General features: G+C 72.0%; 21 protein-coding genes. 9 read left to right on the forward strand and 12 right to left on the reverse strand.

Annotated features, from left to right (window positions below):
• Positions 1-127: 127 nt before the first annotated feature.
• Together ABT070_RS08830 and ABT070_RS08840 are read left to right on the forward strand one after the other, a co-directional pair.
• Positions 128-1,381: an FUSC family protein gene (locus tag ABT070_RS08830; RefSeq protein WP_351756729.1), complete on the forward strand. Its 1,254-nt coding sequence runs from the start codon at positions 128-130 to the stop codon at positions 1,379-1,381.
• A gap of 454 nt (positions 1,382-1,835) precedes the next feature.
• Positions 1,836-3,020, forward strand: coding sequence for a lactonase family protein (locus ABT070_RS08840; RefSeq protein ID WP_351757352.1), 1,185 nt, complete (start codon positions 1,836-1,838; stop codon positions 3,018-3,020).
• Here ABT070_RS08840 and ABT070_RS08845 read toward each other — a convergent pair.
• A complete protein-coding gene (locus ABT070_RS08845; RefSeq protein WP_351756731.1) occupies positions 2,988-3,713 on the reverse strand; it encodes a DUF2470 domain-containing protein in 726 nt (241 codons plus the stop codon). The genes ABT070_RS08840 and ABT070_RS08845 overlap by 33 nt on opposite strands.
• 169 nt (positions 3,714-3,882) lie before the next feature.
• Positions 3,883-4,497, reverse strand: coding sequence for a TetR/AcrR family transcriptional regulator (locus tag ABT070_RS08850; RefSeq protein ID WP_351756733.1), 615 nt, complete (start codon positions 4,495-4,497; stop codon positions 3,883-3,885).
• A gap of 107 nt (positions 4,498-4,604) precedes the next feature.
• On the opposite strand from ABT070_RS08850, the gene ABT070_RS08855 reads away from it, so the two are divergent.
• Entirely contained in the window at positions 4,605-6,236 is a 1,632-nt protein-coding gene (locus ABT070_RS08855) for a cytochrome P450 (RefSeq protein ID WP_351756736.1), read from the forward strand.
• On the opposite strand, the gene ABT070_RS08860 is transcribed toward ABT070_RS08855, so the two are convergent.
• The 10 genes from ABT070_RS08860 to ABT070_RS08905 form a co-directional block, all read right to left on the reverse strand.
• The gene (locus ABT070_RS08860) at positions 6,198-7,049 is read right to left on the reverse strand and encodes a pentapeptide repeat-containing protein (RefSeq protein WP_351756739.1); all 852 of its coding nucleotides are present in this window, start codon (positions 7,047-7,049) and stop codon (positions 6,198-6,200) included. The genes ABT070_RS08855 and ABT070_RS08860 overlap by 39 nt on opposite strands.
• Before the next feature lie 26 nt (positions 7,050-7,075).
• On the reverse strand, positions 7,076-7,819 hold the full coding sequence (locus ABT070_RS08865; RefSeq protein WP_351756742.1) for a PIG-L deacetylase family protein: 744 nt from the start codon (positions 7,817-7,819) through the stop codon (positions 7,076-7,078).
• 29 nt (positions 7,820-7,848) lie between these two features.
• Entirely contained in the window at positions 7,849-9,150 is a 1,302-nt protein-coding gene (locus tag ABT070_RS08870; RefSeq protein WP_351756745.1) for an alpha/beta fold hydrolase, read from the reverse strand.
• Positions 9,151-9,276: 126 nt separating this feature from the next.
• Positions 9,277-10,317, reverse strand: a complete 1,041-nt coding sequence (locus tag ABT070_RS08875; RefSeq protein WP_171401049.1) for a LacI family DNA-binding transcriptional regulator — start codon at positions 10,315-10,317, stop codon at positions 9,277-9,279.
• Between the two features lie 91 nt (positions 10,318-10,408).
• Positions 10,409-11,833, reverse strand: coding sequence for a BNR repeat-containing protein (locus ABT070_RS08880; RefSeq protein WP_351756748.1), 1,425 nt, complete (start codon positions 11,831-11,833; stop codon positions 10,409-10,411).
• Positions 11,834-11,907: 74 nt separating this feature from the next.
• Positions 11,908-12,228, reverse strand: a complete 321-nt coding sequence (locus ABT070_RS08885) for an L-rhamnose mutarotase (protein ID WP_020127639.1) — start codon at positions 12,226-12,228, stop codon at positions 11,908-11,910.
• Between the two features lie 47 nt (positions 12,229-12,275).
• Positions 12,276-13,358, reverse strand: coding sequence for a rhamnose ABC transporter substrate-binding protein (gene rhaS / locus ABT070_RS08890; protein ID WP_351756751.1), 1,083 nt, complete (start codon positions 13,356-13,358; stop codon positions 12,276-12,278).
• Between the two features lie 34 nt (positions 13,359-13,392).
• Positions 13,393-14,385 (reverse strand): ABC transporter permease, encoded by a 993-nt coding sequence (locus tag ABT070_RS08895; RefSeq protein WP_327186554.1) that lies wholly within the window; start codon positions 14,383-14,385, stop codon positions 13,393-13,395.
• Entirely contained in the window at positions 14,378-15,472 is a 1,095-nt protein-coding gene (locus ABT070_RS08900; protein WP_351756753.1) for an ABC transporter permease, read from the reverse strand. The genes ABT070_RS08895 and ABT070_RS08900 overlap by 8 nt, the downstream gene beginning before the upstream one ends.
• A complete protein-coding gene (locus ABT070_RS08905; RefSeq protein ID WP_351756756.1) occupies positions 15,469-16,986 on the reverse strand; it encodes a sugar ABC transporter ATP-binding protein in 1,518 nt (505 codons plus the stop codon). Before ABT070_RS08905 ends, ABT070_RS08900 begins: the two co-directional genes overlap by 4 nt.
• 261 nt (positions 16,987-17,247) lie before the next feature.
• Here ABT070_RS08905 and rhaI point away from each other — a divergent pair, with 261 nt between their 5' ends.
• The 6 genes from rhaI to ABT070_RS08935 all read left to right on the forward strand — a co-directional run bounded on the left by rhaI (position 17,248) and on the right by ABT070_RS08935 (position 24,983).
• Complete coding sequence (gene rhaI, locus ABT070_RS08910; protein WP_351756758.1) at positions 17,248-18,408, forward strand: L-rhamnose isomerase; 1,161 nt, start codon at positions 17,248-17,250, stop codon at positions 18,406-18,408.
• A 142-nt stretch (positions 18,409-18,550) separates the two neighbouring features.
• A complete protein-coding gene (locus ABT070_RS08915; protein ID WP_351756761.1) occupies positions 18,551-20,590 on the forward strand; it encodes a bifunctional aldolase/short-chain dehydrogenase in 2,040 nt (679 codons plus the stop codon).
• A 5-nt stretch (positions 20,591-20,595) separates the two neighbouring features.
• On the forward strand, positions 20,596-22,032 hold the full coding sequence (locus ABT070_RS08920; RefSeq protein WP_351757355.1) for a rhamnulokinase: 1,437 nt from the start codon (positions 20,596-20,598) through the stop codon (positions 22,030-22,032).
• A 73-nt stretch (positions 22,033-22,105) separates the two neighbouring features.
• On the forward strand, positions 22,106-22,861 hold the full coding sequence (locus ABT070_RS08925) for a (Fe-S)-binding protein (protein ID WP_351756764.1): 756 nt from the start codon (positions 22,106-22,108) through the stop codon (positions 22,859-22,861).
• Positions 22,858-24,342, forward strand: a complete 1,485-nt coding sequence (locus tag ABT070_RS08930) for a LutB/LldF family L-lactate oxidation iron-sulfur protein (RefSeq protein WP_351756767.1) — start codon at positions 22,858-22,860, stop codon at positions 24,340-24,342. The genes ABT070_RS08925 and ABT070_RS08930 overlap by 4 nt, the downstream gene beginning before the upstream one ends.
• Positions 24,339-24,983 (forward strand): LutC/YkgG family protein, encoded by a 645-nt coding sequence (locus ABT070_RS08935; RefSeq protein WP_351756770.1) that lies wholly within the window; start codon positions 24,339-24,341, stop codon positions 24,981-24,983. Before ABT070_RS08930 ends, ABT070_RS08935 begins: the two co-directional genes overlap by 4 nt.
• Positions 24,984-24,986 lie beyond the last annotated feature (3 nt).

The raw sequence follows: 24,986 nt of genomic DNA on the forward strand, positions 1-24,986 counted from the left end.
ATCTAGGCTCACTTGAGGACAGTTACGGTCCTCGATGCAGCCGATCGACGCAGCCGGTCGCCCGTCGCGTGCCGCGAGGTGGTGAAGAAACGTTCGAGGCCGGGGGGTAAGGGGAACTGGACTGTCGATGCAAGAAGTACGTGAGCGAGCGGCACCGCTCGTGCGATTGGTACAGCGCCACCGGGAACCCGTCGTCGTCCAGGCAGTGCGGTCCGCCACCGCGGCGACGATCGCCTATGTCATCGCCCTGCGCCTGAGCCCCGAGGCGCTGCCCCTCACCGCGCCGCTGACCGCGCTGCTCGTCGTCCAGGTCACCCTGTACGCGACGCTCACCAACGGGATCCGCCGGGTGAACGCGGTGGTCGCCGGTGTGCTGGTGGCCATCGCGTTCAGCCTCCTGGTGGGCCTGACCTGGTGGAGCCTCGCGCTGCTGATCGTGTCCTCGCTCGCGGTGGGGCATCTGGTGCGGGTCGACGAGTACGTCCCCGAAGTCGCGATCAGCGCCATGCTGGTGCTGGGCGTGACCACCGTCGGGGACACGGCGTGGGCGCGTGTGGTGGAGACGCTGATCGGCGCGTTCGTCGGGCTCGGCTGCAATCTGCTACTGCCGCCCCCGGTGTGGGTGGAGGAGGCGGGCGAGTCCATCGAGGGTCTGGCCCGCCGGCTGCGCCGGCTGATGCTGCGCATCGGCGAGGAGGCTTCGGACCGTACCCCGGTGGAGCAGGCGGCCGCCCGGCTGCACGAGGCGCGCCGTCTGGACCACGACATCGTCGAGGTGGACGCGGCCCTGCGGCAGGCCGAGGACAGTCTGCGGTTCAATCCGCGCGTGCGGGAGGGGCTGCTGCACCGGGTGGTGCTGCGCACCGGTCTGGACACGCTGGAGATCTGCACCGTCGTGCTGCGGGTGCTCGCCCGGACCCTCACCGATCTCGCCAAGGAGCGCGAGCCGCATCCGCTGTTCCCGGCCGGGACCGGCGAGGTGGTGGAGCGGCTGCTGTCCGAGATCGCCGACGCCGTGGTCAGCTTCGCGGTGCTGGTGACCACCAGCGTCAGCCTCAACGCGGACGCCGCCGAGGAGCGGCTCACCGCCGAACTGCGGCAGGCCGCGGCCACCCGCGACAAGCTCGCCCAGCTGCTGCTGGAGCAGCTCCAGCACGACGCCCGCCAGTGGCAGCTGCACGGGGCGGTGCTGACCGAGGCCACCCGCATCATCGACGAGCTCGACACCGAGCACCGCTCCCGCCGGCTCCTGGAGGAGCTGGACCGCAACAGCCGTGAGGAGCGTGAGCGCCGGCCGGGGCTGTACCGGCTGAGGCAGCGGCTGCGCGTTCCGGCCCGGCTGCGACGGAAGCGGTCCGGCGATCCCCGTCGTGCCCGGTGATGTGCGCGACGACGAGGGCAGAACGCGGACGGCCGACACCACCGTACGGATCGGCGGGGACACGCTGAGGCTGCCGGTGCCGGTGCCGGGTGGGGTGGTGGTCCGGTGCATGCGGACGCTGCGGCTGCCGGAGCGGGGCACGCACGACCTGCCGTCCGGCCTCGGGGTGTTCCCGTCCGGCGGGTTTCCGACCACACCGGCACCGTGCCCGCCGAGTGCCCGCCGAGTGCCCGCCGAGTGGCTGACGCGCGGTGGCGTGCCGCTGCCGACGCCGCCGGGGTCCGCTTTTGCGTTCGACGGCCGGTCCGGGTCAAGGTGGCTGTCACGGCGGAGGCATACGACGACCTGAGGTGCGGGCATGGGCAGTGGGACGGAAGCGGCACGCCGGGGGTCGCCCCGGCCCGGGCCGGGCCGGGAGCCCGGCGGAGGCTGGACCAGGCGCCGTTTCGTCGGGATGCTCGGCGGCACGGCCGCCGCGTCGGCTCTCGCCGGCTGCGGGGGTGCCGACGAAGGCGGCCAGGCCACGGCCCCGGACTCACCGCAGGCCGCGCCGTCCGGGCCGCCGTCCTCGTCGGCGTCCGCCGCCCCGGGGGCCTCGCGGGGTTCCTCCGGGCCCCGGGCCCTCTACCTGGGCACCTACACCTCCGCCGAGGGCGGCGGGAAGGGCGTCGGGGTCGCCTCGTACGACCCCGCCTCGGGGCGGATCACCGGCCGGGGCACGATCACCGGCGTCCAGGACCCGTCGTACCTCGCGGCGCATCCGGACGGCGCAACGCTGTACGCGGTCGCCGAACGTGAGCGGGGTGCCGTGACCGCCGTGCGGCTGTCCGACGGGAAGGTGCTGGGCAGCCGGCCGACGGGCGGGGCGCACACATGCCATCTGTCGGTCCATCCGGGCGGCCGGTGGCTGCTGAGCGCCGACTACGGCTCGGGCAGCGTGGCCGTGCACCCGATCGACGCCTCGGGGGCGCTCGGTGAGCGCACCGACCAGGTGACGCACAACCGTCCGGCGCCCCGGTCGGGCCAGCAGGGGCCGCACGCGCACCAGTTCATCACGGCTCCGGACGGCGGCCATGTCCTCGCCGTCGACTTCGGCACCGACACGGTGTACAGCTACCGGCTGGACGAGCGGGCCGGGACGCTCACGGAGGTCGCGCAGGCGCACACCCGGGCGGGCGCCGGTCCGCGCCACCTCACGTTCCATCCCGGCGGCCGGTACGCCTACCTCGCCGACGAGGCGGACGACACGGTCGCGGTCTGCGGGTACGAGCCGTCGAGCGGCCGGCTGACGATCGGGAGGCCGCAGTCCACGGGCGCGAAGGCGGACACCAACTACCCGGCGCAGCTGGCGGTCACGCCGGACGGCGCGTACGCCTTCCTCGCCAACCGCGGGGACAACACCCTCGCCCGCTACGCGGTGGAGGCGGACGGGGCCCGGCTGCGGCTGCTCGGCACGGTGCCGGTGGAAGGCGACTTCCCCCGGCAGATCGCCCTCTCGCCGGACGGCGGCCTGCTGTTCGCCGCCAACCAGCGCTCCGGCACGGTCAGCGTGTTCCGGGTGGACGGCGCCGACGGTGGACTGCGGCTCGCGGGCGAGCCGTTCGCGTCACCCGTCGCCGTCTGTGCGCTGCCGCTGTAGGGCGCGGGGGCAGGCGGCGGCCGCCGCCTGGGTGAGCAGGACGTGCATGCGCTCGGTGAGCTGGCCGACGTCGTCGGCGGGCGCGTGGAAGGGCAGGCGTACGTCGCCGTGGGCGCGGGCGCGCTCGATGCGCAGGGTCAGCCCGTGCCGGTCGACGGCGAGCGGCTGGACCCGGACGGCGCCGTGCAGACTGTCCCGCTGGACGAGCCGGGTGAGCCGCTCCACCGCGTCGGGGTGGGCGTCGGCGAGATGCGTGAGCAGCTGTGCCTCGGCGGTGGCGAGCGGGTCGGGCTCGGCGCCGGCGAACTCATCGAGGTCGACGACGACCGCGCCGGTGGGCTCCTTGAGCACGACGCGGGTGGCGTGGAAGGCGAGATGGCCGTCCTCGGGGGTGAACCAGCCGGCCAGCCAGAGCCGGGCGCGGATCCGGCCGCGTACGGGAACGGGCGCCACGTCCGCGAACTCCAGCACGGCGGACGGCTCGCCGCGGGGCGCGCAGATCGCGGCCGTGAGCAGGGCGCTGTCCTCGGGGACGTGCAGGATCACCCGGCCGTGCTCGTCGACGGTGTGCGCGCCGACGAACTCCTCGCGCCCGCCGTCCGCGGTCACCGCGCAGGACCATGAGGCCGCGAGTACCGAACGGGCCCGCTCGGCAGCGGCAGGCACGGCCGCCCAGCTTTGGCTGTCACCCATTCCAAAACCTCCTTAGGTAAGGCTTGCCTAACCTATCGGAGATCCGGACGTTCGCCAACCATGAGCGCGTCTCGTCGCATGCGGACATCGGCCACCGGCCCTCGCGGCCGTGGCCTGACCGTGGCCGTGGCCGTGACCGTGGCCGTGACCATGGCCGTCCCGTCGATGATCACACCGGGCCTGCGATGACCCCCAGCAGCGCCCGCGCGCACAACTCCCCCACCTGTTCCCGCGACAGGTCCGACCCCCGCAGCCACTCCAGGCAGACCGCCGTCGTGAACGCCAGCCAGCCGCGCACCGCCAGCCGCACGTCGGGGCGCCCCTCGAAGACCGGACCGAACTCCGGGTCGGCGCCGAGCGCCGCCAGGATCTGCCGCTCCTGCGCCGCGAGCGCCCGCCGGTAGACCCGGCGCACGGCCTGGTCGCCGGAGGCGTCGGCACGGTGGAAGGCCCGGTAGCCGTGCGCGTGGGCCGCCACGTACGCCAGATAGGTGTCGAGGCCGGACGCCAGCTGCTCGCGGACCGGGATGCCGGGAACCGCCGCCGTCATACGCAGCATGCGCTCGCTCTCGCGCTCCACGACCGCCGCGAAGAAGTCCCGCTTGGTCGGGAAGTAGTGGTACAGCAGCCCGCGGGAGACCCCGGCGATCTCGGCGACCTGCTCGATCCACACGTCGTCGTACGGGCTCTCCGAGAACAGCCGCGCACCCACCGACAGGAGCTGTTCCCTGCGCTCCTCGGTGCTGAGTCGGCGCCGGGTGCGCTCCCCCTGGTTCGCGGCCATGCCCGCACTTTACTTGACGTCGGTTCAACAGCGGCACCAGACTGAGCCCGCTATTGAACCCACGTACAACATGCTCAACCTGCCGCTGCATCAAGGGAGATCGCGTCATGGCGGAGACGACGGGGACTGCAGGGACGACGGGGACGACAGGCGGACCGGCCGCGTCGGAGACGACGGGGTCCGCGACGGCGGACACCCTGCCGAAGGGGTTCCGCAGCGCGGAGTTCGGCTGGCCCGAGCTGGAGCGCATACCGCATCCGCCGCGCCGGGTCCCCCTGCTCGGCGACGTCCTGGGCGCGAGCCGGCGCACACCCCTCCAGGACTCCCTGCGGTACGCCGGGCGGCTGGGGCCGATCTTCCGCCGCAAGGCGTTCAACCGGGAGTTCGTGTTCGTCTGGGGCTCCGCCCTGGCCGCCGACATGGCGGACGAGACGCGGTTCGCCAAGCATGTGGGGCTGGGCATCGCCAACCTGCGGCCCGTCGTCGGGGACGCCCTGTTCACGGCGTACAACCACGAGCCGAACTGGCAGCTGGCGCACGACGTCCTGGCCCCGGGGTTCAGCCGCGAGGCGATGGCGGCCTACCACCCGATGATGCTGGACGTGGCGGAGCGGCTCACCGGCCACTGGGACCGGGAGCTGGCCGCGGGCCGGGCCGTGGACGTGCCCGGCGACATGACCAAACTGACCCTGGAGACGATCGCCCGCACCGGCTTCGGGCACGACTTCGCGTCCTTCGAGCGGACCCGGCCGCACCCCTTCGTGACGGCGATGGTGGGCACCCTCACCTATGCGCAGCGCCTCAACACCGTGCCCTCCCCCGCCCTGTTGCGGCGGGCCACGCGCCGCAACGAGGCCGACATCGCCCATCTGAACCGCACGGTCGACGAGCTGGTGCGGGCGCGCCGCGACGGCGGCGGCGGCGACGGCGACCTGCTCGACCGGATGCTCGACACCGCCCACCCCACGACGGGCGAACGGCTGTCGGCGCAGAACGTGCGGCGCCAGGTCGTCACCTTCCTGGTCGCCGGCCACGAGACCACCTCGGGCGCGCTCTCCTTCGCCCTGCACTACCTCTCCCTCAACCCCCGCATCGCGGCCCGCGCCCGCGCCGAGGTGGACCGGGTGTGGGGGGACGCGCCCGTACCGGGGTACGAGCAGGTCGCGAAGCTGCGCTATGTCCGCAGGGTCCTCGACGAGGCGCTGCGGCTGTGGCCGACGGCGCCCGCGTTCGCCCGCGAGGCCCGGGCGGACACCGTGCTGGGCGGGGAGCATCCGATACGGCGGGGCGGATGGGCGCTGATCCTGACGGCCATGCTGCACCGGGATCCCGAGGCGTGGGGGCCGGACGCCGACCGGTTCGACCCGGACCGGTTCGACGCGGCCGCCGTACGCGCGCGGGCCCCGCACACCTTCAAGCCGTTCGGCACCGGGGCCCGGGCCTGCATCGGACGGCAGTTCGCGCTGCACGAGGCCACGCTGGTGCTCGGGCTGCTGCTGCGCCGCTACGAGCTGCGGCCCGACCCGGCGTACCGGCTGCGGGTCACGGAACGGCTGACGCTGATGCCGGAGGGGCTGCGGATGCACCTGGAACGGCGGACGCCGACACAGACGCCGACACAGCCGCCGGCACAGCCACAGCCACAGACGCCCACGCCGTCCGGCGGGCCGGGCGGCGAGGAGCGCGCGGCGACGGCGCCCTCAGAGCCGCGCTGTCCAGTGCACGGGGCGGGTGACTGACTCCGGCAGCCTGGTCCCCGCGCTCCCCCGGGCCGCGTTCAGCTGCGGCTGCGTCAGGAAGAACGCGTCGGTCAGGTCGGCGTCGGCGAGGCCGGTGTCGCGCAGGTCCGCGCCGATCAGATCCGCCCCGCGCAGATCCGCGCCGGTGAGGTCGGCGGCGATCAGACAGGCCCCGCGGAGGTTCGCGCCCCGCAGGTCGGCACCCCGGAGACGGGCGCCCATCAGGTCGGCGCCCCGGCGCTCCTTCCTGCGTCCGCGGATGCCCGCCCGGGCCAGTTCGCTGGTCCTCAGCAGCAGGACGTTGACGTCCTGCCGGTGCGCCGGGACGTCGAGGGCGATCAGCTCGTCCGGGGCCAGCCGGGTGAGTTCCTCGGTCTTCGCCAGGGTCCGGCGCAGATCGCCGTGGATCGGGCGGGCGGCGGGGAGGCCGAGCGCCTCGGTGAGATACCAGAGGAGTTCGTGGAGCTGCCGGACGACCGGGAACACCTCGGACATCCGCCGGGCGTCCGCGGGCTCCGCCGTACGCCGGTCCCGGCCGCCGAAGGTGAGCTGCGAGACCTTCTGCCCCGCGCCGAAGCAGTCGTAGACCGTGCAGCCGGTGAAACCGCTCTGCCGCAGTCGCGCGTGGATCCCGCAGCGATGGTCCTCGCCGAGGTTGGGGCACTCCCTGCCCGCGGGCTTGTCGATCGCGAAGTCCGCGGAGCGGGCGAAGGGCAGGGCCACGCAGCACAGTCCGAAACAGTTCTCGCAGTCGCCGCGCAGTGCGGTCCTGTCCCTCGTCTTGTCGTGGACGCCGTCCGGCTCGTCTTGCATGCCGTCCAGCGTACTGACCGGCCCGGCTACCGGTTGAACAGCTCGAACGCCACGGCCGGCCTGCCGCCGAACCGCTCGCCCACCGACTTCGCCACCCCGGTCAGGAACCCCCGTACGTAGCTCTCCGGCTCCTCGTCGGTCAGCGCCTCGATGTAGGCGCGGTGTTCGAGCAGCGAGCCCACGGCCCGCTCCAGTCCCGCGGTCGCGTCCACCGCGTGGGTGGGCGTCGAGGAGCCGGCCACCGCGACCCAGCGCACGCCGTTCCAGGGCTCCAGGCCCCGCTCGAGAAGTTCCGGGAAGATCCAGCGGTTCCCCGCGTCCCCGGCGGCGTCGAGGGTGGCGCGGCCGACCGCGACATGGTCGGGGGTGTTCCAGGCGACCCCGCCCCAGGTGTCGCGGTGGTTGAGGGTGATCACCAGCTCGGGGCGGTGCCTGCGGATCGCGGCGGCGATGTCGCGGCGCAGGGCGGGGCCGTACTCGACGACGCCGTCCCGGTGGTCCAGGAACTCGACCGCCGACACGCCCACCACGGCGGCACTGGCCCGCTGCTCCCGCTCGCGCAGCGGACCGCACTCGGCGGGCGCGAGGGTGTCGATGCCCGCCTCGCCCCGGGTCGCCAGCACATAGGCGACCTCGCGGCCCGCGTCGGTCCAGGCGGCGACCGCCGCGGAGCACCCGTACTCGAGGTCGTCCGGGTGCGCCACCACGGCCAGGGCGCGCTCCCAGTCCTCGGGCATGGGCCGGAGCTGGGTGATCGTCGGCTCGGTCATGACCGCAGACTAGACCGGTGACGGGGCTGTCACACCTCGTCGCGGGCCAGGGCGAGCAGCCGGTCCAGGACACGGGGGCCGCCGGCCCGGACGCCGTCGTGCTCGAACTCGTCGGTGACCCAGGTGCGCAGGCCGCGGATGGCGCGGGCGGTGCGCAGGGAGTGGGCGGTGTCGACGTACAGGTCGTCGTGGTAGATCGCCGCCGCGACCGGGACCTCGTTGGCGGCGAGGCGCGCGGAGTCGTACAGCGGCGGCCAGTCGGTGCGGGCGGCGAGGAGTTCGGCGGTCTCGCGGAGCGGGCGCAGCGCGGGGTCGGTGTCGAACATCCAGGGGTGGACCGTCTCGCCGGTGAGCAGCAGCGGTCCGTCACCGGTGAGCGCCTTCGCCGCGTCGAACTGCGGGAACTCGGCGCGCACCCGGTCGGCGGCCCAGGCGGTGGGGCGGCCGTCCTGGCCGTAGATCGCCTCGTGGACCAGGGCGTAGAGAGGGTGTCCGGCGTAGGAGAGCTGGCCCTGCATCTCCTCCTGGAAGGCGTCGGACAGCGCCGGGCCGTGCGGGGTGGGGACGAAGGCCTCTTCGAGGAGGTGGTGCAGGCGGTGGCTGCCCTCGCCGCCGCCGAGGAGGATACCGAGCGTCTGGAAGGCCTCGACGGTGAGGCGGTAGCCGTTCGGGAGGGTCACCTCGTGGTGAAGGAGGTGGTCGGCGATACGGCGGACGCGCTCGACGTCCTGCGGGTAGCGCGCGTAGTGCGCGGCGACCTTGCGCTCCATGCGCGGGTAGGCGGCGCGGTACACGTCGTCGGCGTGCGCGTCGAGGGCGGGCAGACCGCCGGTGATCAGGGCGGCGGCCAGGCCCTCGGGTGCGAGGGAGAGGTAGGCGACCGTGCAGAAGCCGCCGAAGCTCTGGCCGAGCACGGTCCAGGGGGCGCCGCCGGTGACCTCCGGGCGGATCAGCTCGCAGTCGCGGACGATGGAGTCGGCGCGGAAGTGCGCCAGGTAGCCGGCCTGTTCGGCCGGGCCGCCGCGCAGCGGGAGCGTCTGGCGGTTGGCCGGGGTGGAGTGGCCGGTGCCGCGCTGGTCGAGGAGGAGGACGCGGTACTCCTTCAGCGCGCGTCCGAGCCAGGCCGGCCTGCCGACGAACCGGTTGGCGCCGAAGCCGGGGCCGCCCTGGAGGTAGAGCAGCCAGGGCAGGTCCTGGTCCGCCTTCTCGCTCGCGACGACCTCGCGGGCGTAGAGCCCGATCGTCTCCCCGTCCGGGTCGGCGTGGTCGAGGGGGACGGTGAAGCGACGGTCGGTGAGGACGACGCCGGGCTGGCGGTAGCTGACGGACAAGGGAGGCTCCCGGGACGATCGGTGTAAGGGCCGCGTCCCAGTTCAGCACATGTCCGGACGGTGCAGGAGCCCGGGGGATCATGAACAGCTACTGAACGGGCACTCAGCGCGGTACTGAACCGCCGCTCAGCGCGCCGAGAGGCTGGACCTGCGCACCACCAGCTCCGGCTGGAGCACCACCCGCCGGTGTTCGTGCCGGCCGGCGCCCGCCCCGCCCGCTCCGCCCTCTTCGGTCTCCTCGAGCAGCATCTCGGCGGCCAGGGCGCCCATGGTGACGGCGGGCTGCCGGACCGAGGTGAGGGGGACGGCCGCGGCGGCCGCGAACTCGATGTCGTCGTAGCCGACGATGGCCAGGTCCTCCGGTACCTTCACCCCCGCCGAGTACATCGCCTGGAGCACGCCGAGGGCGAGCAGGTCGTTGGCGCAGAACACGGCGGTCGGGCGGCGGTCGCCGAGGCCCAGCAGGCGGGCGCCCGCGTCCCGCCCGGCGGCCACGTCGAGCCGTTCGGTGGGCAGCTCGCGCAGGCATTCCGGGCCGAGGCCCGCCTCGGCGAGCGCGTTCAGGGCTCCGGTGCGGCGGTCGCGGACCTGGGTGAAACCGGGCGGGCCGCTGACATAGGCGATCGAGCGGTGTCCGGCGTCGATCAGATGCCGGACGGCGAGCGCGCCGCCCGCCACGTCGTCCACGGACACCGAGCACTCGGTGGTGCCCTCGGAGACCCGGTCGACGAGGACGAAGGGGATGCCGTGCCGGCGGAAGGAGGCGATGTTGCGGCCGGTCGCGTCGGCCGGGGTGAGCAGCACGCCCCGCACCCGCTGCTCGGCGAAGAGCGACAGGTACTCGGCCTCCTCGCCGGCGCTCTCGGCGCTGTTGCAGACCATCACACCGAGCCCGGCGTCGCGGGCGGCCCGCTCGGCGCCGCGGGCGACGTCGACGAAGAAGGGGTTGCCCATGTCGAGGACGAGCAGCCCCATGATCCGGCTGCGTCCCGCGCGCAACTGACGGGCGGACTCGCTGCGCACGTAGCCGAGCCGGTCTATCGCCGAGAGCACGCGCGCCCGGGTCTCGGTGGCGACGGTGTCGGGGCGGTTGATGACGTTCGACACCGTGCCGACGGAGACTCCGGCGGCACGGGCGACGTCCTTGATTCCCACCGGCTGGGCCATCAGGCGGGGACCTCCAGGTGAACGGGGTACGGCGGGACGGCCTTCACATTACCGTCACCCCGCCGCGCCCCTGTCCGAGTACGGATTCGGGTCATGCGGGCAGTGCGAAGTCGACGACGTGGAGCGCCGAGGGGGTCGTCCCGCTCGACTTCTCCTGGTACATGAACGACAGCACGTTGTCGGCCTTGACGCGCAGTTCGTCGATCACGACCTCGCCGAAGGCGTTGAGGCCGCTGCCGTCGAAGAGCACGGTCCAGTCGGTGTAGCCGGAGGCCTTGGAGGCGCCGGCGATCCGGCCGAAGGGGAAGATCGCGTACGCGTTGTCGTACTTGTCCAGGACCAGCTTGGTGCGCTGGCTGGAGCCGAGGACGACGGGGATCTCCGTCTTCTGCCAGCTCCCGGAGGAGTTCTTGCGCAGATGGAAGGCGCGGCCGTTGGCGGTGCGGTCGGCGACGTAGCCGGTGGTGCACTGGCCGAAGCGGCCGGGCACGTAGCTGATGATCGCGTGCGGGAGGCCGGTGGAGTCGGTGGCCTGGCTCTCCTGGTTCATCAGGGAGTGGTCGGGGTTGAGCGCGTCCACGACGAGTCCGGCGTCCGTGACGGCGACCTTGTCGGAGCCGCCCGTGGTGCCGACGACGGCGCCCGCGTTGTTGAGCCAGGTGCGGCCGCGGTCGGTGGAGTGGACGTAGCCGGTGTCGTGGTTGGTGATGCCGCCGCTGGAGCACATCACGGCGCCGTTCTGCTCGCGCCAGGTGAAGAAGGAGTGCAGCCGGCCGTTGACGTCGTAGTCGATGCCGTGCAGGTACATGTTGCGCACGGTCGAGGAGCCGTGCTCGCTGGTGTAGGTGCCGGTGGAGCTGGACCACTCACCGAGGTTCGTCCAGCTCGAACCGTCGTATTCCGCAAGGGCGTTGCGGCCGTTGCCCGAGATGCCGACCCGGTAGCTGAGCTGGAGCCTGCCCTCGGGGGTGGCGAGGAACTGCGGGTAGGTGAACTGGGTGGTGAGCGCGAGACCGTCGAGGGTGGTCTGCACGGCGCCGAAGACGGACGACGTCCAGGCGGTGGCCGCCGGGTTGTCCAGGAGTCCGGCAACCGACTTCACGTAGAAGAAGCCGTCGCTGTGGGAGTCCATGTTGAGGTGCAGACGGCCGTCGGTCTTCGAGACGCCCATGGAGATGACGTTGTGCGAGTCGCTCGCCTTGAGCTGGTGGGCGAGGGTGACCGTGGACCAGGTGGTGCCGCCGAGGACGCGGCGGGCGACGACCGCGTTCTTGGTGGAGGTGTACCAGGCGGCGTACTGGTAGCCCTTGTAGGTCAACAGTCCGTTCTTCTGGAACGAGTTGTTGTTGACCAGGCCGTCGTAGGACACGAAGAACACGGCCGTGGCGTCGAGTCGGGTGGTGGCCTTCTTGGTGACCGAGGGGCCGGGGTCGGCGGCGCGTGCGGTGCCGGCGGCGAGTACGGGGGACGCCGCGGCGCTGAGGAGAGCGCCGGCCAGCAGGGTGCGTCGTCTCATCTCGGGGGACTCCATCGTCTGCGAGAGCGGGAAACGGAGGGGGACAGAGGGAAACGCCAGGGGGGACGGGGGTGTCAGGCGAGGTGGAACACCTCGGTGAGAGGCTTCATCGCCTCGTCGGGCCGGGCTCCGTCGAGGGACTCGAAGAACGGGGCCATCTCCGCCTGCCAACGGGCGTTGACATCGGCGGCCTCCATGCCGGCCTGGGCGGCGGCGAAGTCCTCGGTCTCCAGATAGCCGACGAGCAGGCCGTCGTCTCTCAGGAACAGGGAGTAGTTGTGCCAGCCGGTGGCCGAGAGAGCTTCCAGCATCTCCGGCCACACGGCGGCATGACGTTCGCGGTACTCGGCGAGCCGGTCCTGACGGACCTTGAGCAGGAAACAGACGCGCTGCATGAAGTACCGCTCCTCGTGCGTGTGGGGGGGGGTGGGGCGACCGGCGACTAGAAGTTGAACTGGTCGATGTTCTTGGCGTCGAACACCGTCGGCTTGCCGAGGCTGATCACGCCGTCCTTGCCGATGGTGTACGTGGTGGTGCCGGCCTTGAAGGTCTCACCCTCCGCGCCGGTGATCTGGCCCGAGACCAGCGCCACCGCCGTCTGGGCGGCCAGCGCGCCGAGCTTCGCCGGGTCCCACAGCTCGAAGGCCTCGACGGTGCCGTTCTTGACGTAGGTGCGCATGTCGTTCGGGGTGCCGAGACCGGTCAGCTTGACCTTGCCCTTGTACTTGGAGCCCGACAGGTACTGGGCGGCCGCCTTGATGCCGACGGTGGTCGGGGAGATGATCCCCTTCAGGTTCGGGTACTCCTGGAGCAGGCCCTGGGTCTGCTGGAAGGACTTCTGGGCGTCGTCGTCGCCGTACGCGACCTTGACGAGCTTGATGTCCTTGTACTTGGCGTCCTTCAGCTCGTCCTTCATGAAGTCGATCCAGGTGTTCTGGTTCGTCGCGGTCTGCGCGGCGGACAGGATCGCGATCTCGCCCTTGTAGCCGATCTGTTCGGCGAGCAGCTGCACCTCGGTACGGCCCAGGTCCTCGGCGGACGCCTGCGAGACGAAGGCGTTGCGGCACTCGGGGTTGGTGTCCGAGTCGTAGGTGACGACCTTGATCTTGTTGCTCATGGCCTGCTTGAGCGCGGTGCACAGGGCGCCCGGGTCCTGGGCGGACACGGCTATCGCGTCGACCTGCTGCTGGGTGAGCGTGTTGACGTAGGAGACCTGGCCGGAGGTGTCGGTGCCGCTGCTGGTGCCGACCTCCTTGTAGCTGGAGCCCAGCTCCTTCAGAGCCGCCTCGCCGCCCTTGTCGGAGCTGGTGAAGTACGGGTTGTTGACCTGCTTGGGCAGGAAGCCGACGGTCAGGCCCTTCTTGGTGGCCGCGTTCGGGTCGGCCTTGCCGGCCGAGGCGGCCGCGCCGGTGCTCTCGTTCTTCACGTCCTCCTTGGTCGTGCCGCCGCAGGCGGTGGCGGCGAGCGCGAGGGAGGAGACGGCGGCGAGGGCCGCACAGGCACGACGGAGGGATGACTTGCGCATCACGGGGTTCCTTTACGAGGTGTGCGAGGCGGAGTTAAGCCGTCGGAGTCGGGGCCGTGGCTCTACGGCCCGCCCGTGCGACGGAGATCTGCCGTGCGACCCGGGGGCCGAGCACGGAGACGACGAGCAGGACGCCGGTGACGACGATCTGCGACTGTGCGGAGACGTCCTGGAGGCTCATCACGTTCTGCGCGGCGCCGAGCAGGAAGACTCCCGCGATCGCGCCGCCGAGCGTGCCCTTGCCGCCGTCGAAGTCGATACCGCCGAGCAGGACGGCCGCGATGACGGAGAGTTCGAGGCCGGTGGCGTTGTCGTAGCGGGCGCTGGCGTAGTGCAGGGCCCAGAAGATGCCGGTGAGGGAGGCCAGCAGGCCGGTCACCGTGAACAGGATCAGCTTGTGCCGCCTGACCCGGATGCCGGCGAACCGGGCGGCCTCCTCGCTGGCGCCGATCGCGAACAGCGAGCGGCCGAACGGGGTGGCGTGCAGGACGACCACGGCGATCGCGAGCAGGACGACGAAGGGCAGGAAGGCCTGCGGCAGGAAGGTGTCCCCGAGCCGGCCGGCCGCGAAGTCCAGGTACTGGGTGGGGAAGTCGGTGACCGCGTCGGAGCCGAGCACGATCTGCGCGATGCCCCGGTAGGCGGCCATGGTGCCGATGGTGACGGCGAGCGAGGGAAGCCCGAGACGGGTCACGAGCAGGCCGTTGACGAGCCCGCACACCACGCCGAGCAGCAGGCAGATCGGGATGATCGCCTCGATCGTCAGGCCCTGGTTCCACAGGGCGCCCATCACCGCGCCGGACAGCCCGGCGGTGGAGGCGACGGACAGGTCGATCTCGCCGGAGACGACCAGCAGGGTCATCGGCAGCGCGATGAGTGCGATGGGCAGGGTGTTGCCGATGAGGAACGACAGGTTGAGGGCGTTGCCGAAGCCGTCCACGAAGGAGAACGAGAACAGCAGCAGGACGATCAGGAGGGCGCCGACGACCGTGTCCCAGCGGACGGCGCGGGTGAGCGACTCAGGCATGGCCGGCGTCTCCCTTCTTGACGGTGGTCTTCTCGGGGGCGGTGGTGGTCCTGGCCGCGGCCGACTTCTTCTTCAGCGCGGACGCCACCCGCAGGGCGACGACCCGGTCGACCGCGATGGCCAGCAGGAGCAGCACGCCGTTGATGGCGAGCACCCAGACCGAGCTGACGCCGAGCGCGGGCAGGACGCTGTTGATGGAGGTGAGCAGCAGCGCGCCGAGGGCGGCGCCGTAGACGCTGCCGGAGCCGCCGGTGAAGACGACGCCGCCGACCACCACCGCGCTGACGACGGTGAGTTCGTAGCCGTTGCCGGTCCCGGAGTCGACGTTCCCGAACCGGGCCAGGTACATCGCTCCGGCGAGGCCGGCGAGGCCGCCGCAGAAGGTGTACGCGGCGAGGATCCGCTTGCGGACCGGGATGCCGGCGAGACGGGCGGCCTCCGGGTTGGAGCCGAGCGCGTACAGCTCGCGGCCGCTGCCGAAGTGCTTGAGGTAGTAGGCGGTGGCGACGAGCACGACGAGCGCGATCAGCGCCAGCCACGGCACCGCCGAGAGTCCGCCGGAGCCGAAGTCGACGAACGAGTTCGGCAGGTCGGCGGCGGTGATCTGGCGGGAGCCGACCCAGATGGAGTCGATCCCGCGGATGATGTACAGCGTGCCGAGGGTGACGACGAGGGCGGGCACCTGGCCGAGGCTGACCAGCAGGCCGTTGAGGAGCCCGAAGCCGACGCCCAGCAGGACCGCCAGCACGATCGCGATCACCGGGTTGCCGCCGCCGTGCAGATACGTGCCGGCGGCGAAGGCGCTGATGCCGAGGGTGGAGCCGACCGACAGGTCGACGTTGCGGGTGATGACGACCAGGGACTGGCCGGTGGCGACCAGCACCAGGATGGTGGCGTTCAGCAGCAGGTCCTTGATGCCCTGCTCGGACAGGAACTCGCTGTTGCCGGCCTGGGTGACGGCGATCATCACCAGGAAGACGACCAGGATGGCGAGTTCGCGCATCTTGAAGACGCGGTCGACCAGCCGGGTGCCGCTGGACTTCGGCACCTCGGCGACGGGGGCCTCGTGGGAGGTGGTCACCGTCATGCGGCGGCCCTCCCGGTGGCTGCGGCCATCACGGTTTCCTCGGTGGCTTCGGTGCGGGGGATCTCGGCGGCGAGCCGGCCCTCGTGCATCACCAGCACGCGGTCGGCCATGCCGAGGATCTCGGGCAGGTCGGAGGAGATCATCAGGACGGCGACGCCGTCGGCGGCCAGCTCGCTGAGCAGCCGGTGCACCTCGGCCTTGGTGCCGACGTCGATGCCGCGGGTCGGCTCGTCGACGATGAGCACCTTGGGGCCGGTGGCCAGCCACTTGGCGAGCACGACCTTCTGCTGGTTCCCGCCGGAGAGCGTGTTGACGGTGTCGGCGATCCGGGCGTACTTCACCTGGAGCTTGACCGCCCAGTCGAGGGAGCGGCTGCGCTCGGCGCCGCGGTCCATCAGGCCGGCCTTCACGGTCGTCCGCAGGCCGGTCAGGCCGATGTTGCGCTCGATGGACATGTCCATCACCAGGCCCTGGGCCCGCCGGTCCTCGGGGACCAGCGCGAGGCCGGCCGCCATCGCGGTGGAGGGTGCGCCGTTCGTCAGGGTGCGGCCGTCCACGGCGACCTCTCCGGCGTCCCAGCGGTCGATGCCGAAGACCGCCCGGGCGACCTCCGTACGCCCGGCGCCGACGAGTCCGGCGAGGCCGACGATCTCACCGCGGCGGACCTCGAAGGAGACGTCGGTGAAGACACCTTCCCGGGTCAGCCGGCGGACGCTGAGGGCGACCTCGCCCGGTGTCACGTCCTGCTTGGGGTAGAGCTCGTCGAGGTCGCGGCCGACCATCCGGCGGACCAGGTCGTCCTCGGTCATGTCCGCGAGCGGCTCGCTGGCGATCCAGGCGCCGTCGCGCAGGGTGGTCACCCGCTGGCAGATCTCGAAGATCTCCTCGAGCCGGTGCGAGATGAACAGCACCGCCGCGCCCTGCTCACGCAGGGTGCGCACGACGCCGAAGAGACGGGCGACCTCGCTGCCGGTGAGAGCGGCGGTCGGCTCGTCCATGATCAGGACCCGGGCGTCGAAGGAGAGCGCCTTGGCGATCTCGACGATCTGCTGGTCCGCGATGGACAGGCCGCGCGCCGGACGGTCGGGGTCGAGCTCGACGCCCAGCCGCCGCATCAGGGCGGCGGTGGCCGCGTGGGTGGCCTTGTGGTCGATGCGGCCGAGGGCGCGCCGGGGCTGGCGGCCCATGAAGATGTTCTCGGCGATCGACAGGTCGGGGAAGAGCGTGGGCTCCTGGTAGATCACGGCGATACCGGCGTCGCGGGCGTCGCCGGGGCCGTGGAAGACGACGGGCTCGCCGTCGAGCAGCACCCGACCCGCATCGGGTCGGTGCACTCCTGCGAGGGCCTTGATGAGCGTGGACTTGCCCGCGCCGTTCTCGCCGGCGAGGGCGTGCACCTCGCCGGGGAACAGCTCCAGGGAGACGCCCCGCAGGGCGCGAACGGCGCCGAAGGACTTGGATACGTCCTTCAACGCCAGCACCGGGGCCGGTCCCGCGTCGGACGAGTGGGTCATGGATGGCTCCTCGACGACGCCCGGGACGTGCCCTCACGGCGTCGTGAAAGGTTTCAACTGGATTGCCGGGACGTTAGGCATCCGGGCCATGTCACGTCAATGGGTACGTCTCGAAAAGTTTTCGATAGTAGAAGGTCACGCGGCGGTCACGGAGAACGAAGCAGCACAGAGGGCTTGACACTCTCCCCGCAGCCTCATAGCTTCCCGTTCTGAATCGTTTCATCCGGGAGTTGTTCCGGACCGATGTCACAGGAGCCCGAAGTGACCGACCTCGCCGCGGTGAAGGCCGCGCTGAAGACCCAGGCCGTCGAGACGCCGTCGTGGGCGTACGGGAACTCAGGCACCCGTTTCAAGGTGTTCGCCCAGGAGGGCGTCCCGCGCACCCCGCAGGAGAAGCTGGACGACGCGGCGCAGGTGCATCTGTTCACCGGCGCGGCCCCGACCGTGGCCCTGCACATCCCGTGGGACAAGGTGGAGGACTACTCCGCACTTGCGAAACATGCCGAGGACCGCGGGGTGAATCTGGGGGCGATCAACTCCAACACCTTCCAGGACGACGCCTACAAACTGGGCAGCATCTGCCACCCGGACGCGGCGGTACGGCGCAAGGCTCTCGACCATCTGCTCGAGTGCGTCGACATCATGGACGCGACCGGCTCGGCCGATCTGAAGCTGTGGTTCGCCGACGGCACGAACTATCCCGGCCAGGACGACCTCCGGGAGCGCCAGGACCGGCTCGCCGAGGGCCTCTCCGCGGTGTACGAGCGGCTCGGCGACGGGCAGCGGATGCTGCTGGAGTACAAGTTCTTCGAGCCCGCCTTCTACTCCACGGACGTGCCGGACTGGGGCACGGCGTACGCGCACTGCCTGAAGCTCGGACCGAAGGCGCAGGTCGTGGTGGACACCGGGCACCACGCGCCCGGCACCAACATCGAGTTCATCGTCGCCACGCTGCTGCGCGAGGGGAAGCTCGGCGGGTTCGACTTCAACTCGCGGTTCTACGCGGACGACGACCTCATGGTGGGCGCCGCCGACCCGTTCCAGCTGTTCCGGATCATGTACGAGGTCGTGCGCGGCGGCGGGTTCACGTCCGATGTGGCGTTCATGCTCGACCAGTGCCACAACATCGAGGCGAAGATCCCGGCGATCATCCGGTCCGTGATGAACGTGCAGGAGGCCACGGCCAAGGCGCTGCTGGTCGACCGGTCGGCGCTGGCCGCCGCGCAGGCGTCCGGTGATGTGCTGGAGGCAAACGCGGTGGTGATGGACGCGTACAACACGGACGTGCGTCCGCTGCTGCGTGAGGTGCGGGAGGAGACGGGGCTGGACCCCGACCCGATGGCCGCGTACCGGGCGTCCGGGTACGCCGCGAAGATCGTCGCCTCGCGGGTCGGCGGGGAGCAGGCGGGGTGGGGGGCGTAGGCCCCTGCCGTCACCTGTCCGTCGCGGACCGCGGGCCCCTTGTGGCCGGTCGCGCCCGCGCGGCGGGAGCCGCATGTCGATACCGCCCCGCGCCCCTTCGGGACACGCTCAGTCGCCCGCGTTCGAGAAGTAAGGAATCCGCATGACCACCCACCCCGAAGCCGCCGCTCTCCTCGGCCGGTCCCACCGGCTCGGCGCTGATCCCCGCAACACCAACTACGCCGGCGGCAACACCTCCGCCAAGGGCACCGACACCGACCCCGTGACCGGTGGGGACGTCGAGCTGATGTGGGTGAAGGGGTCCGGTGGGGATCTCGGCACCCTGACCGAAGCGGGACTGGCCGTGCTGCGGCTCGACCGGCTGCGGGCTCTGCGGGACGTCTACCCGGGCGTCGAGCGCGAGGACGAGATGGTCGCCGCGTTCGACTACTGCCTGCACGGCAAGGGCGGGGCGGCGCCTTCGATCGACACCGCCATGCACGGGCTCGTCGACGCGGCCCACGTCGATCATCTGCACCCAGACTCCGGGATCGCGCTCGCCTGCGCGGCCGACGGGGAGAAGCTGACGGCCGAGTGCTTCGGGGACGCGGTCGCGTGGGTGCCCTGGCGGCGGCCCGGCTTCCAGCTGGGGCTGGACATCGCCGCCATCAAGGCGGCCAACCCGCAGGCGATCGGCGTGGTCCTCGGCGGGCACGGGATCACCGCCTGGGGCGACACCTCCGAGGAGTGCGAGCGCAACTCGCTGCACATCATCCGGACCGCCGAGGCCTTCCTCGCCGAGAAGGGGAAGGCCGAGCCGTTCGGACCGGTCCTCGACGGCTACCGGGCGCTGCCCGAGGACGAGCGGCGGGAGCGGGCCGCCGCGCTCGCCCCGTACGTGCGGGCGATCGCCTCACAGGACCGGCCCCAGGTGGGGCACTTCACCGACTCCGACGCGGTGCTCGACTTCGTGGCCCGGGCCGAGCACCCGCGGCTCGCCGCGCTCGGCACCTCCTGCCCCGACCACTTCCTGCGGACGAAGGTGCGGCCGCTGGTCCTGGACCTGCCGCCCACCGGCACGGTGGAGGACGCGGTCGCGCGGCTGAAGGAGCTGCACGCCGAGTACCGCGAGGAGTACGCCGCCTACTACGGACGGCACGCCGATGCCGACTCGCCCGCCATGCGCGGCGCCGACCCGGCGATCGTGCTGGTCCCGGGCGTGGGCATGTTCTCCTTCGGCAAGGACAAGCAGACCGCGCGCGTGGCCGGCGAGTTCTACGTCAACGCGATCAACGTGATGCGCGGCGCGGAGGCGGTGTCCTCGTACGCGCCGATCGAGGAGTCGGAGAAGTTCCGCATCGAGTACTGGGCCCTGGAGGAGGCCAAGCTCCAGCGGATGCCCGCGCCGAAGCCGCTGGCCACCCGGGTGGCCCTGGTCACCGGTGCCGGCAGCGGGATCGGCAAGGCCATCGCCCGGCGGCTGGTCGCCGAGGGCGCGTGTGTCGTCGTCGCCGATCTGAACGCCGAGAACGCGGCCGCCGTGGCCGAAGAGCTCGGCGGGGCCGACAAGGCGGTCGCCGTGACGGTCGACGTGACGTCCGAGGAGCAGATCGCCGGCGCCTTCCGGGCCGCCGCGCTCGCCTTCGGCGGGGTCGACCTCGTCGTCAACAACGCCGGGATCTCCATCTCCAAGCCGCTGCTGGAGACGTCGGCACGCGACTGGGACCTCCAGCACGACATCATGGCCCGCGGATCGTTCCTCGTCTCGCGCGAGGCGGCGCGGGTGATGATCGCGCAGGAGCTGGGCGGCGACATCGTCTACATCGCGTCGAAGAACGCCGTCTTCGCCGGCCCGAACAACATCGCCTACTCCGCCACCAAGGCCGACCAGGCCCACCAGGTCCGGCTGCTGGCCGCCGAGCTGGGCGAGCACGGCATCCGCGTCAACGGCGTCAACCCGGACGGTGTGGTGCGCGGGTCGGGCATCTTCGCGGCCGGCTGGGGCGCGCAGCGGGCCGCGACCTACGGCATCGAGGAGGAGAAGCTCGGCGAGTTCTACGCGCAGCGGACCATCCTCAAGCGCGAGGTGCTGCCGGACCACGTCGCCAACGCGGTGTTCGCGCTCACCGGCGGCGAACTCACCCACACCACCGGACTGCACGTCCCCGTCGACGCGGGTGTGGCGGCCGCGTTCCTCCGGTGACGGCCGTGCGGTCGTACGCGGCGGTCGACCTCGGCGCGTCCAGCGGGCGCGTCATGGTCGGCCGGGTGGGCCCGGACTCGCTGGAGCTGGCGGAGGCGCACCGCTTCCCCAACCGGCCGGTCCGGGTTCCGGAGGGGCTGCGCTGGGATGTGCTGTCCCTGTACGCGGGGGTGCTGGCCGGGCTGCGCGCGGCCGGCCAGGTGGACTCGGTCGGCATCGACAGCTGGGCCGTGGACTACGGCCTGCTGGACGCCGACGGGACCCTGCTCGGCAACCCGGTGCACTACCGGGACGCCCGCACCGAGGGGGTCGCCGAGAAGGTGTGGGCGACCGTGCCCGCGGCCGAGCTCTACAAGGCCACCGGGCTCCAGTACGCGCCCTTCAACACCCTCTACCAGCTGACGGCGGCCCGCGAGACACGGCAACTGGCCCACGCCCGGCGTCTGTTGCTCATCCCCGACCTGCTGGCGTACTGGCTGACGGGTGAGCAGGGCACCGAGCTCACCAACGCCTCCACCACCCAGCTGATCGATCCCGCGACGGGCGACTGGTCGTACGACATCGCCGCCCGGCTGGGCATCGACCTGACGCTCTTCGCGCCGCTGCGGCGGCCCGGCGACCCGGCGGGGCTGCTGCGGGCGGAGGTGCTGGAGGAGACGGGACTGACCGGGCCCGTGCCGGTGACGACGGTCGGCTCGCACGACACCGCCTCCGCCGTGGCCGCCGTCCCGGCGACCGGCGAGCGGTTCGCCTACATCTGCACCGGCACCTGGTCGCTGGCCGGCCTGGAGCTGACGGCGCCCGTGCTCACCGAGGAGAGCCGGGCCGCCAACTTCACCAACGAGCTCGGGCTGGACGGCACGGTCCGCTACCTGCGCAACATCATGGGGCTGTGGCTCCTCCAGGAGTGCCTGCGGGCCTGGGGCGACCCGGATCTGGGCGGGCTGCTGCGGGAGGCGGCCGCCGTGCCCGCGCTGCGCTCGGTGGTGGACGCGGGGGATGCCGCCTTCCTGGCTCCCGGGCGGATGCCGGAGCGGATCGCCGAGGCGTGCCGCGCGTCCGGGCAGCCGGTGCCCGTCTCGCCCGCGGAGATCACCCGGTGCATCCTCGACTCGCTCGCCCTGGCCCACCGGCGGGCCGTCGGGGACGCCCAGCGGCTCGCCGACCACCCCGTCGACGTCGTGCACATCGTCGGTGGCGGGACCCGCAACACGCTGCTGTGCCAGCTCACCGCCGACGCGTGCGGGCTGCCGGTGGTGGCCGGGCCGACGGAGGCCGCCGCGCTCGGCAACGTACTCGTCCAGGCGCGGGCGCACGGACTGGTCGGCGACCGCGCCGACATGCGCCGGCTGCTCGCCCGTACGCAGTCCCTGACGCGCTACGAGCCGCAGGGCGACGCCGAGCGGTGGCGCGAGGCGGAGGCCCGGCTCGCCGCGCGGTGAGCCGGGGTCTCCCCCGGGCCCCTGCACGGGACTAGTCTGCACTCATCCGATGACCGAACCGCGAGGAGCCGCGATGCGTGTCGCACTGTTCCTGACCTGTGTCAACGACACGCTCTATCCGGAGACCGGCCGCGCCGTGGTGAAACTCCTGACCAGGATGGGCGTCGAGGTCGATTTCCCGATGGCCCAGACCTGCTGCGGCCAAGCCCACTACAACACCGGCTACCGCCATGAGGCCGAGCCGCTCGCCCGGCATTTCTCCGATGTATTCGGAGAGTACGAGGCGATCGTGACGCCCTCCGGGTCCTGCGGGGCGATGGTGCGGGAGCTGTATCCGCGGATGGGCGAGCGGGCCCGGGCCGAGGGGCGCGGGGACACCCTCGCCGCCACCCTGGCGCCGGTGGTGCCGAAGACGTACGAGCTCACCGAGTTCCTGGTGGACGTGCTCGGGGTGACGGACGTCGGCGCGTACTACCCGCACAAGGTGACCTATCACCCGACGTGTCACGGGCTGCGCGGGCTGGGTCTCGGGGAACGGCCCCGGCGGCTGCTCCAGGCGGTCAAGGGGCTGGAACTGGTGGAGCTGCCGGGAGCGGACGAGTGCTGCGGCTTCGGCGGCACCTTCGCGCTGAAGAACTCAGACGTCTCCGCGGCGATGGGCGCCGACAAGGTGCGCAACGCCGAGTCGACGGGCGCCGAGGTGCTGTGCGCGGCGGACAACTCCTGCCTGATGCACATCGGCGGGACCATGACCAGGCTGGAGACCGGCATGCGGCCCGTGCACATCGCGGAGATCCTGGCGAGCACGGAGCAGGAGCCGGCGTCATGAGCGGGACGTTCGTGGGAATGCCGGCCTTCCCGAAGGCCGCGCACGAGGCGGTCGGCAACCAGACCCTGCGCGCGAATCTGCGGCACGCCACGCACACCATCCGGGCCAAACGGGCGACCGCCGTGGCCGAGGTGTCCGACTGGGCGGAGCTGCGGGAGGCGGGCAAGCAGATCAAGGACCACACGCTGCGTCATCTCGACCGGTACCTGGTGCAGTTGGAGGAGTCGGTGACGGCGGCGGGCGGCATCGTCCACTGGGCCGCCGACGCGGACGAGGCCAACCGGATCGTGGCCGACCTGGTCAAGGAGACCGGCGAGTCGGAGGTCGTCAAGGTCAAGTCCATGGCCACCCAGGAGATCGGACTGAACGAGGCGCTGGAGGCGGAGGGCATCCGCGCCTACGAGACCGACCTCGCCGAGCTCATCGTGCAGTTGGGCAAGGACCGGCCGTCGCACATCCTGGTCCCCGCGATCCACCGCAACCGGGGCGAGATCCGGGACATCTTCGCCCGCGAGATGAGCGAGTGGGGCCGCCCCGCCCCCGAGGGACTGACCGACACCCCCGCCGAACTCGCCGACGCCGCCCGCCTGCACCTGCGCGAGAAGTTCCTGCGCGCCAAGGTCGGCGTGTCCGGCGCCAACTTCATGGTCGCCGAGACCGGCACCCTGGTGGTCGTGGAGTCCGAGGGCAACGGGCGGATGTGCCTCACTCTCCCCGAGACGCTGATCTCCGTCGTCGGCATCGAGAAGATCGTGCCGACCTGGCGGGATCTGGAGGTCTTCCTCCAGACGCTCCCCCGTTCCTCGACGGCCGAGCGCATGAACCCGTACACGTCGACCTGGACGGGCACCACGGACGGCGACGGCCCCGGCACCTTCCATCTGGTGCTGCTGGACAACGGCCGCACCGACACCCTCGCCGACGAGGTCGGCCGGCAGGCCCTGCGCTGCATCCGCTGTTCCGCCTGTCTGAACGTGTGCCCGGTGTACGAGCGGGCCGGCGGCCATGCCTACGGCTCGGTCTACCCGGGCCCGATCGGCGCGATCCTCAGCCCCCAGCTCCGCGGCACCGGGAGCGAGATCGACGCCTCCCTGCCGTACGCCTCGTCGCTGTGCGGGGCCTGCTACGAGGTGTGCCCGGTGGCGATCGACATCCCGGAGGTGCTGGTGCACCTGCGGGAACGGGTCGTCCAGGGCGGACCGGTGACGCGGGAGGGCAACAAGGTGCTGCTGAAGCCGGCCAAGGGCCATGCCGCCGAGCGGGCCGCGATGCGGGCGGCACGCTGGGCGTTCGCCCGGCCCGGCGCCCTGCGCGCCGGGCAGCGGCTGGCGTCCCGGACACGCCGGCTCCATCCGCGTACGCTGCCCGGCCCCGGCCGGGCGTGGAGCGGTACGCGGGATCTGCCGGCGGTGCCCGCGGAGCCGTTCCGCGACTGGTGGCAGCGTACGAACGGCGGGACCACCGAGGGGACGGCGAAGTGAGCAGCAGCAGGGAGCGGATTCTGGGCCGGGTCCGGCGGGCGCTGGCCGATGTGCCGCAGGACGACCCGTCGTACGGGGAAGCCGTCGCGCGCGGCTATCTGCGCGAGCACGGCGCCCGGTCCGCCGAGGAGACGGTCGAGCTGCTGGCGGAGAACCTGGCGGACTACCGGGCCGTCGTGCACCGGTGCGGCGCGGACGAACTGCCGTCCGTGCTGGCCCGGTTGCTCGCGGAGCGGAAGTCGGCGACCGTGCTCGTGCCGCCCGGCCTCGACGAGGCGTGGCTGGCGGAGGCGGACACCGCACGGGTGACGGACCGGGCGGAGAGCGACGCGCACGAACTCGACCGGGTGGACAGTGTGGTCACGGCGTGCGCGGTGGCGGTCGCCGAGACCGGGACGATCGTGCTGGACGGCGGTCCCGACCAGGGGCGGCGCCGGATCACCCTGGTCCCGGACCACCACATCTGTGTGGTGCGTGTCCCCGAGCAGGTCGTGTCGTCCGTGCCGCAGGCTCTCGAACGGCTCGACCCGGCCCGCCCGTTGACGTGGATCTCCGGCCCTTCGGCGACCAGTGACATCGAGCTGGACCGGGTGGAGGGGGTGCACGGCCCGCGCACCCTGGAGGTCGTCCTGGTCGGCTGAGCA

The organism is Streptomyces sp. NPDC002884, assembly GCF_040295245.1.
Taxonomy (GTDB): Bacteria; Actinomycetota; Actinomycetes; order Streptomycetales; family Streptomycetaceae; genus Streptomyces.

What these genes read in the sequence shown, in the direction of transcription:
- ABT070_RS08830 (WP_351756729.1), top strand. Translation starts at nt 128, where the DNA reads ATGCAAGAAGTACGTGAGCGAGCGGCACCGCTCGTGCGATTGGTACAG.
- ABT070_RS08840 (WP_351757352.1), top strand. Translation starts at nt 1,836, where the DNA reads ATGCTCGGCGGCACGGCCGCCGCGTCGGCTCTCGCCGGCTGCGGGGGT.
- ABT070_RS08845 (WP_351756731.1), bottom strand. Translation starts at nt 3,713, where the DNA reads ATGGGTGACAGCCAAAGCTGGGCGGCCGTGCCTGCCGCTGCCGAGCGG.
- ABT070_RS08850 (WP_351756733.1), bottom strand. Translation starts at nt 4,497, where the DNA reads ATGGCCGCGAACCAGGGGGAGCGCACCCGGCGCCGACTCAGCACCGAG.
- ABT070_RS08855 (WP_351756736.1), top strand. Translation starts at nt 4,605, where the DNA reads ATGGCGGAGACGACGGGGACTGCAGGGACGACGGGGACGACAGGCGGA.
- ABT070_RS08860 (WP_351756739.1), bottom strand. Translation starts at nt 7,049, where the DNA reads ATGCAAGACGAGCCGGACGGCGTCCACGACAAGACGAGGGACAGGACC.
- ABT070_RS08865 (WP_351756742.1), bottom strand. Translation starts at nt 7,819, where the DNA reads ATGACCGAGCCGACGATCACCCAGCTCCGGCCCATGCCCGAGGACTGG.
- ABT070_RS08875 (WP_171401049.1), bottom strand. Translation starts at nt 10,317, where the DNA reads ATGGCCCAGCCGGTGGGAATCAAGGACGTCGCCCGTGCCGCCGGAGTC.
- ABT070_RS08880 (WP_351756748.1), bottom strand. Translation starts at nt 11,833, where the DNA reads ATGAGACGACGCACCCTGCTGGCCGGCGCTCTCCTCAGCGCCGCGGCG.
- ABT070_RS08885 (WP_020127639.1), bottom strand. Translation starts at nt 12,228, where the DNA reads ATGCAGCGCGTCTGTTTCCTGCTCAAGGTCCGTCAGGACCGGCTCGCC.
- rhaS (WP_351756751.1), bottom strand. Translation starts at nt 13,358, where the DNA reads ATGCGCAAGTCATCCCTCCGTCGTGCCTGTGCGGCCCTCGCCGCCGTC.
- ABT070_RS08895 (WP_327186554.1), bottom strand. Translation starts at nt 14,385, where the DNA reads ATGCCTGAGTCGCTCACCCGCGCCGTCCGCTGGGACACGGTCGTCGGC.
- ABT070_RS08900 (WP_351756753.1), bottom strand. Translation starts at nt 15,472, where the DNA reads ATGACGGTGACCACCTCCCACGAGGCCCCCGTCGCCGAGGTGCCGAAG.
- ABT070_RS08905 (WP_351756756.1), bottom strand. Translation starts at nt 16,986, where the DNA reads ATGACCCACTCGTCCGACGCGGGACCGGCCCCGGTGCTGGCGTTGAAG.
- ABT070_RS08915 (WP_351756761.1), top strand. Translation starts at nt 18,551, where the DNA reads ATGACCACCCACCCCGAAGCCGCCGCTCTCCTCGGCCGGTCCCACCGG.
- ABT070_RS08925 (WP_351756764.1), top strand. Translation starts at nt 22,106, where the DNA reads ATGCGTGTCGCACTGTTCCTGACCTGTGTCAACGACACGCTCTATCCG.
- ABT070_RS08930 (WP_351756767.1), top strand. Translation starts at nt 22,858, where the DNA reads ATGAGCGGGACGTTCGTGGGAATGCCGGCCTTCCCGAAGGCCGCGCAC.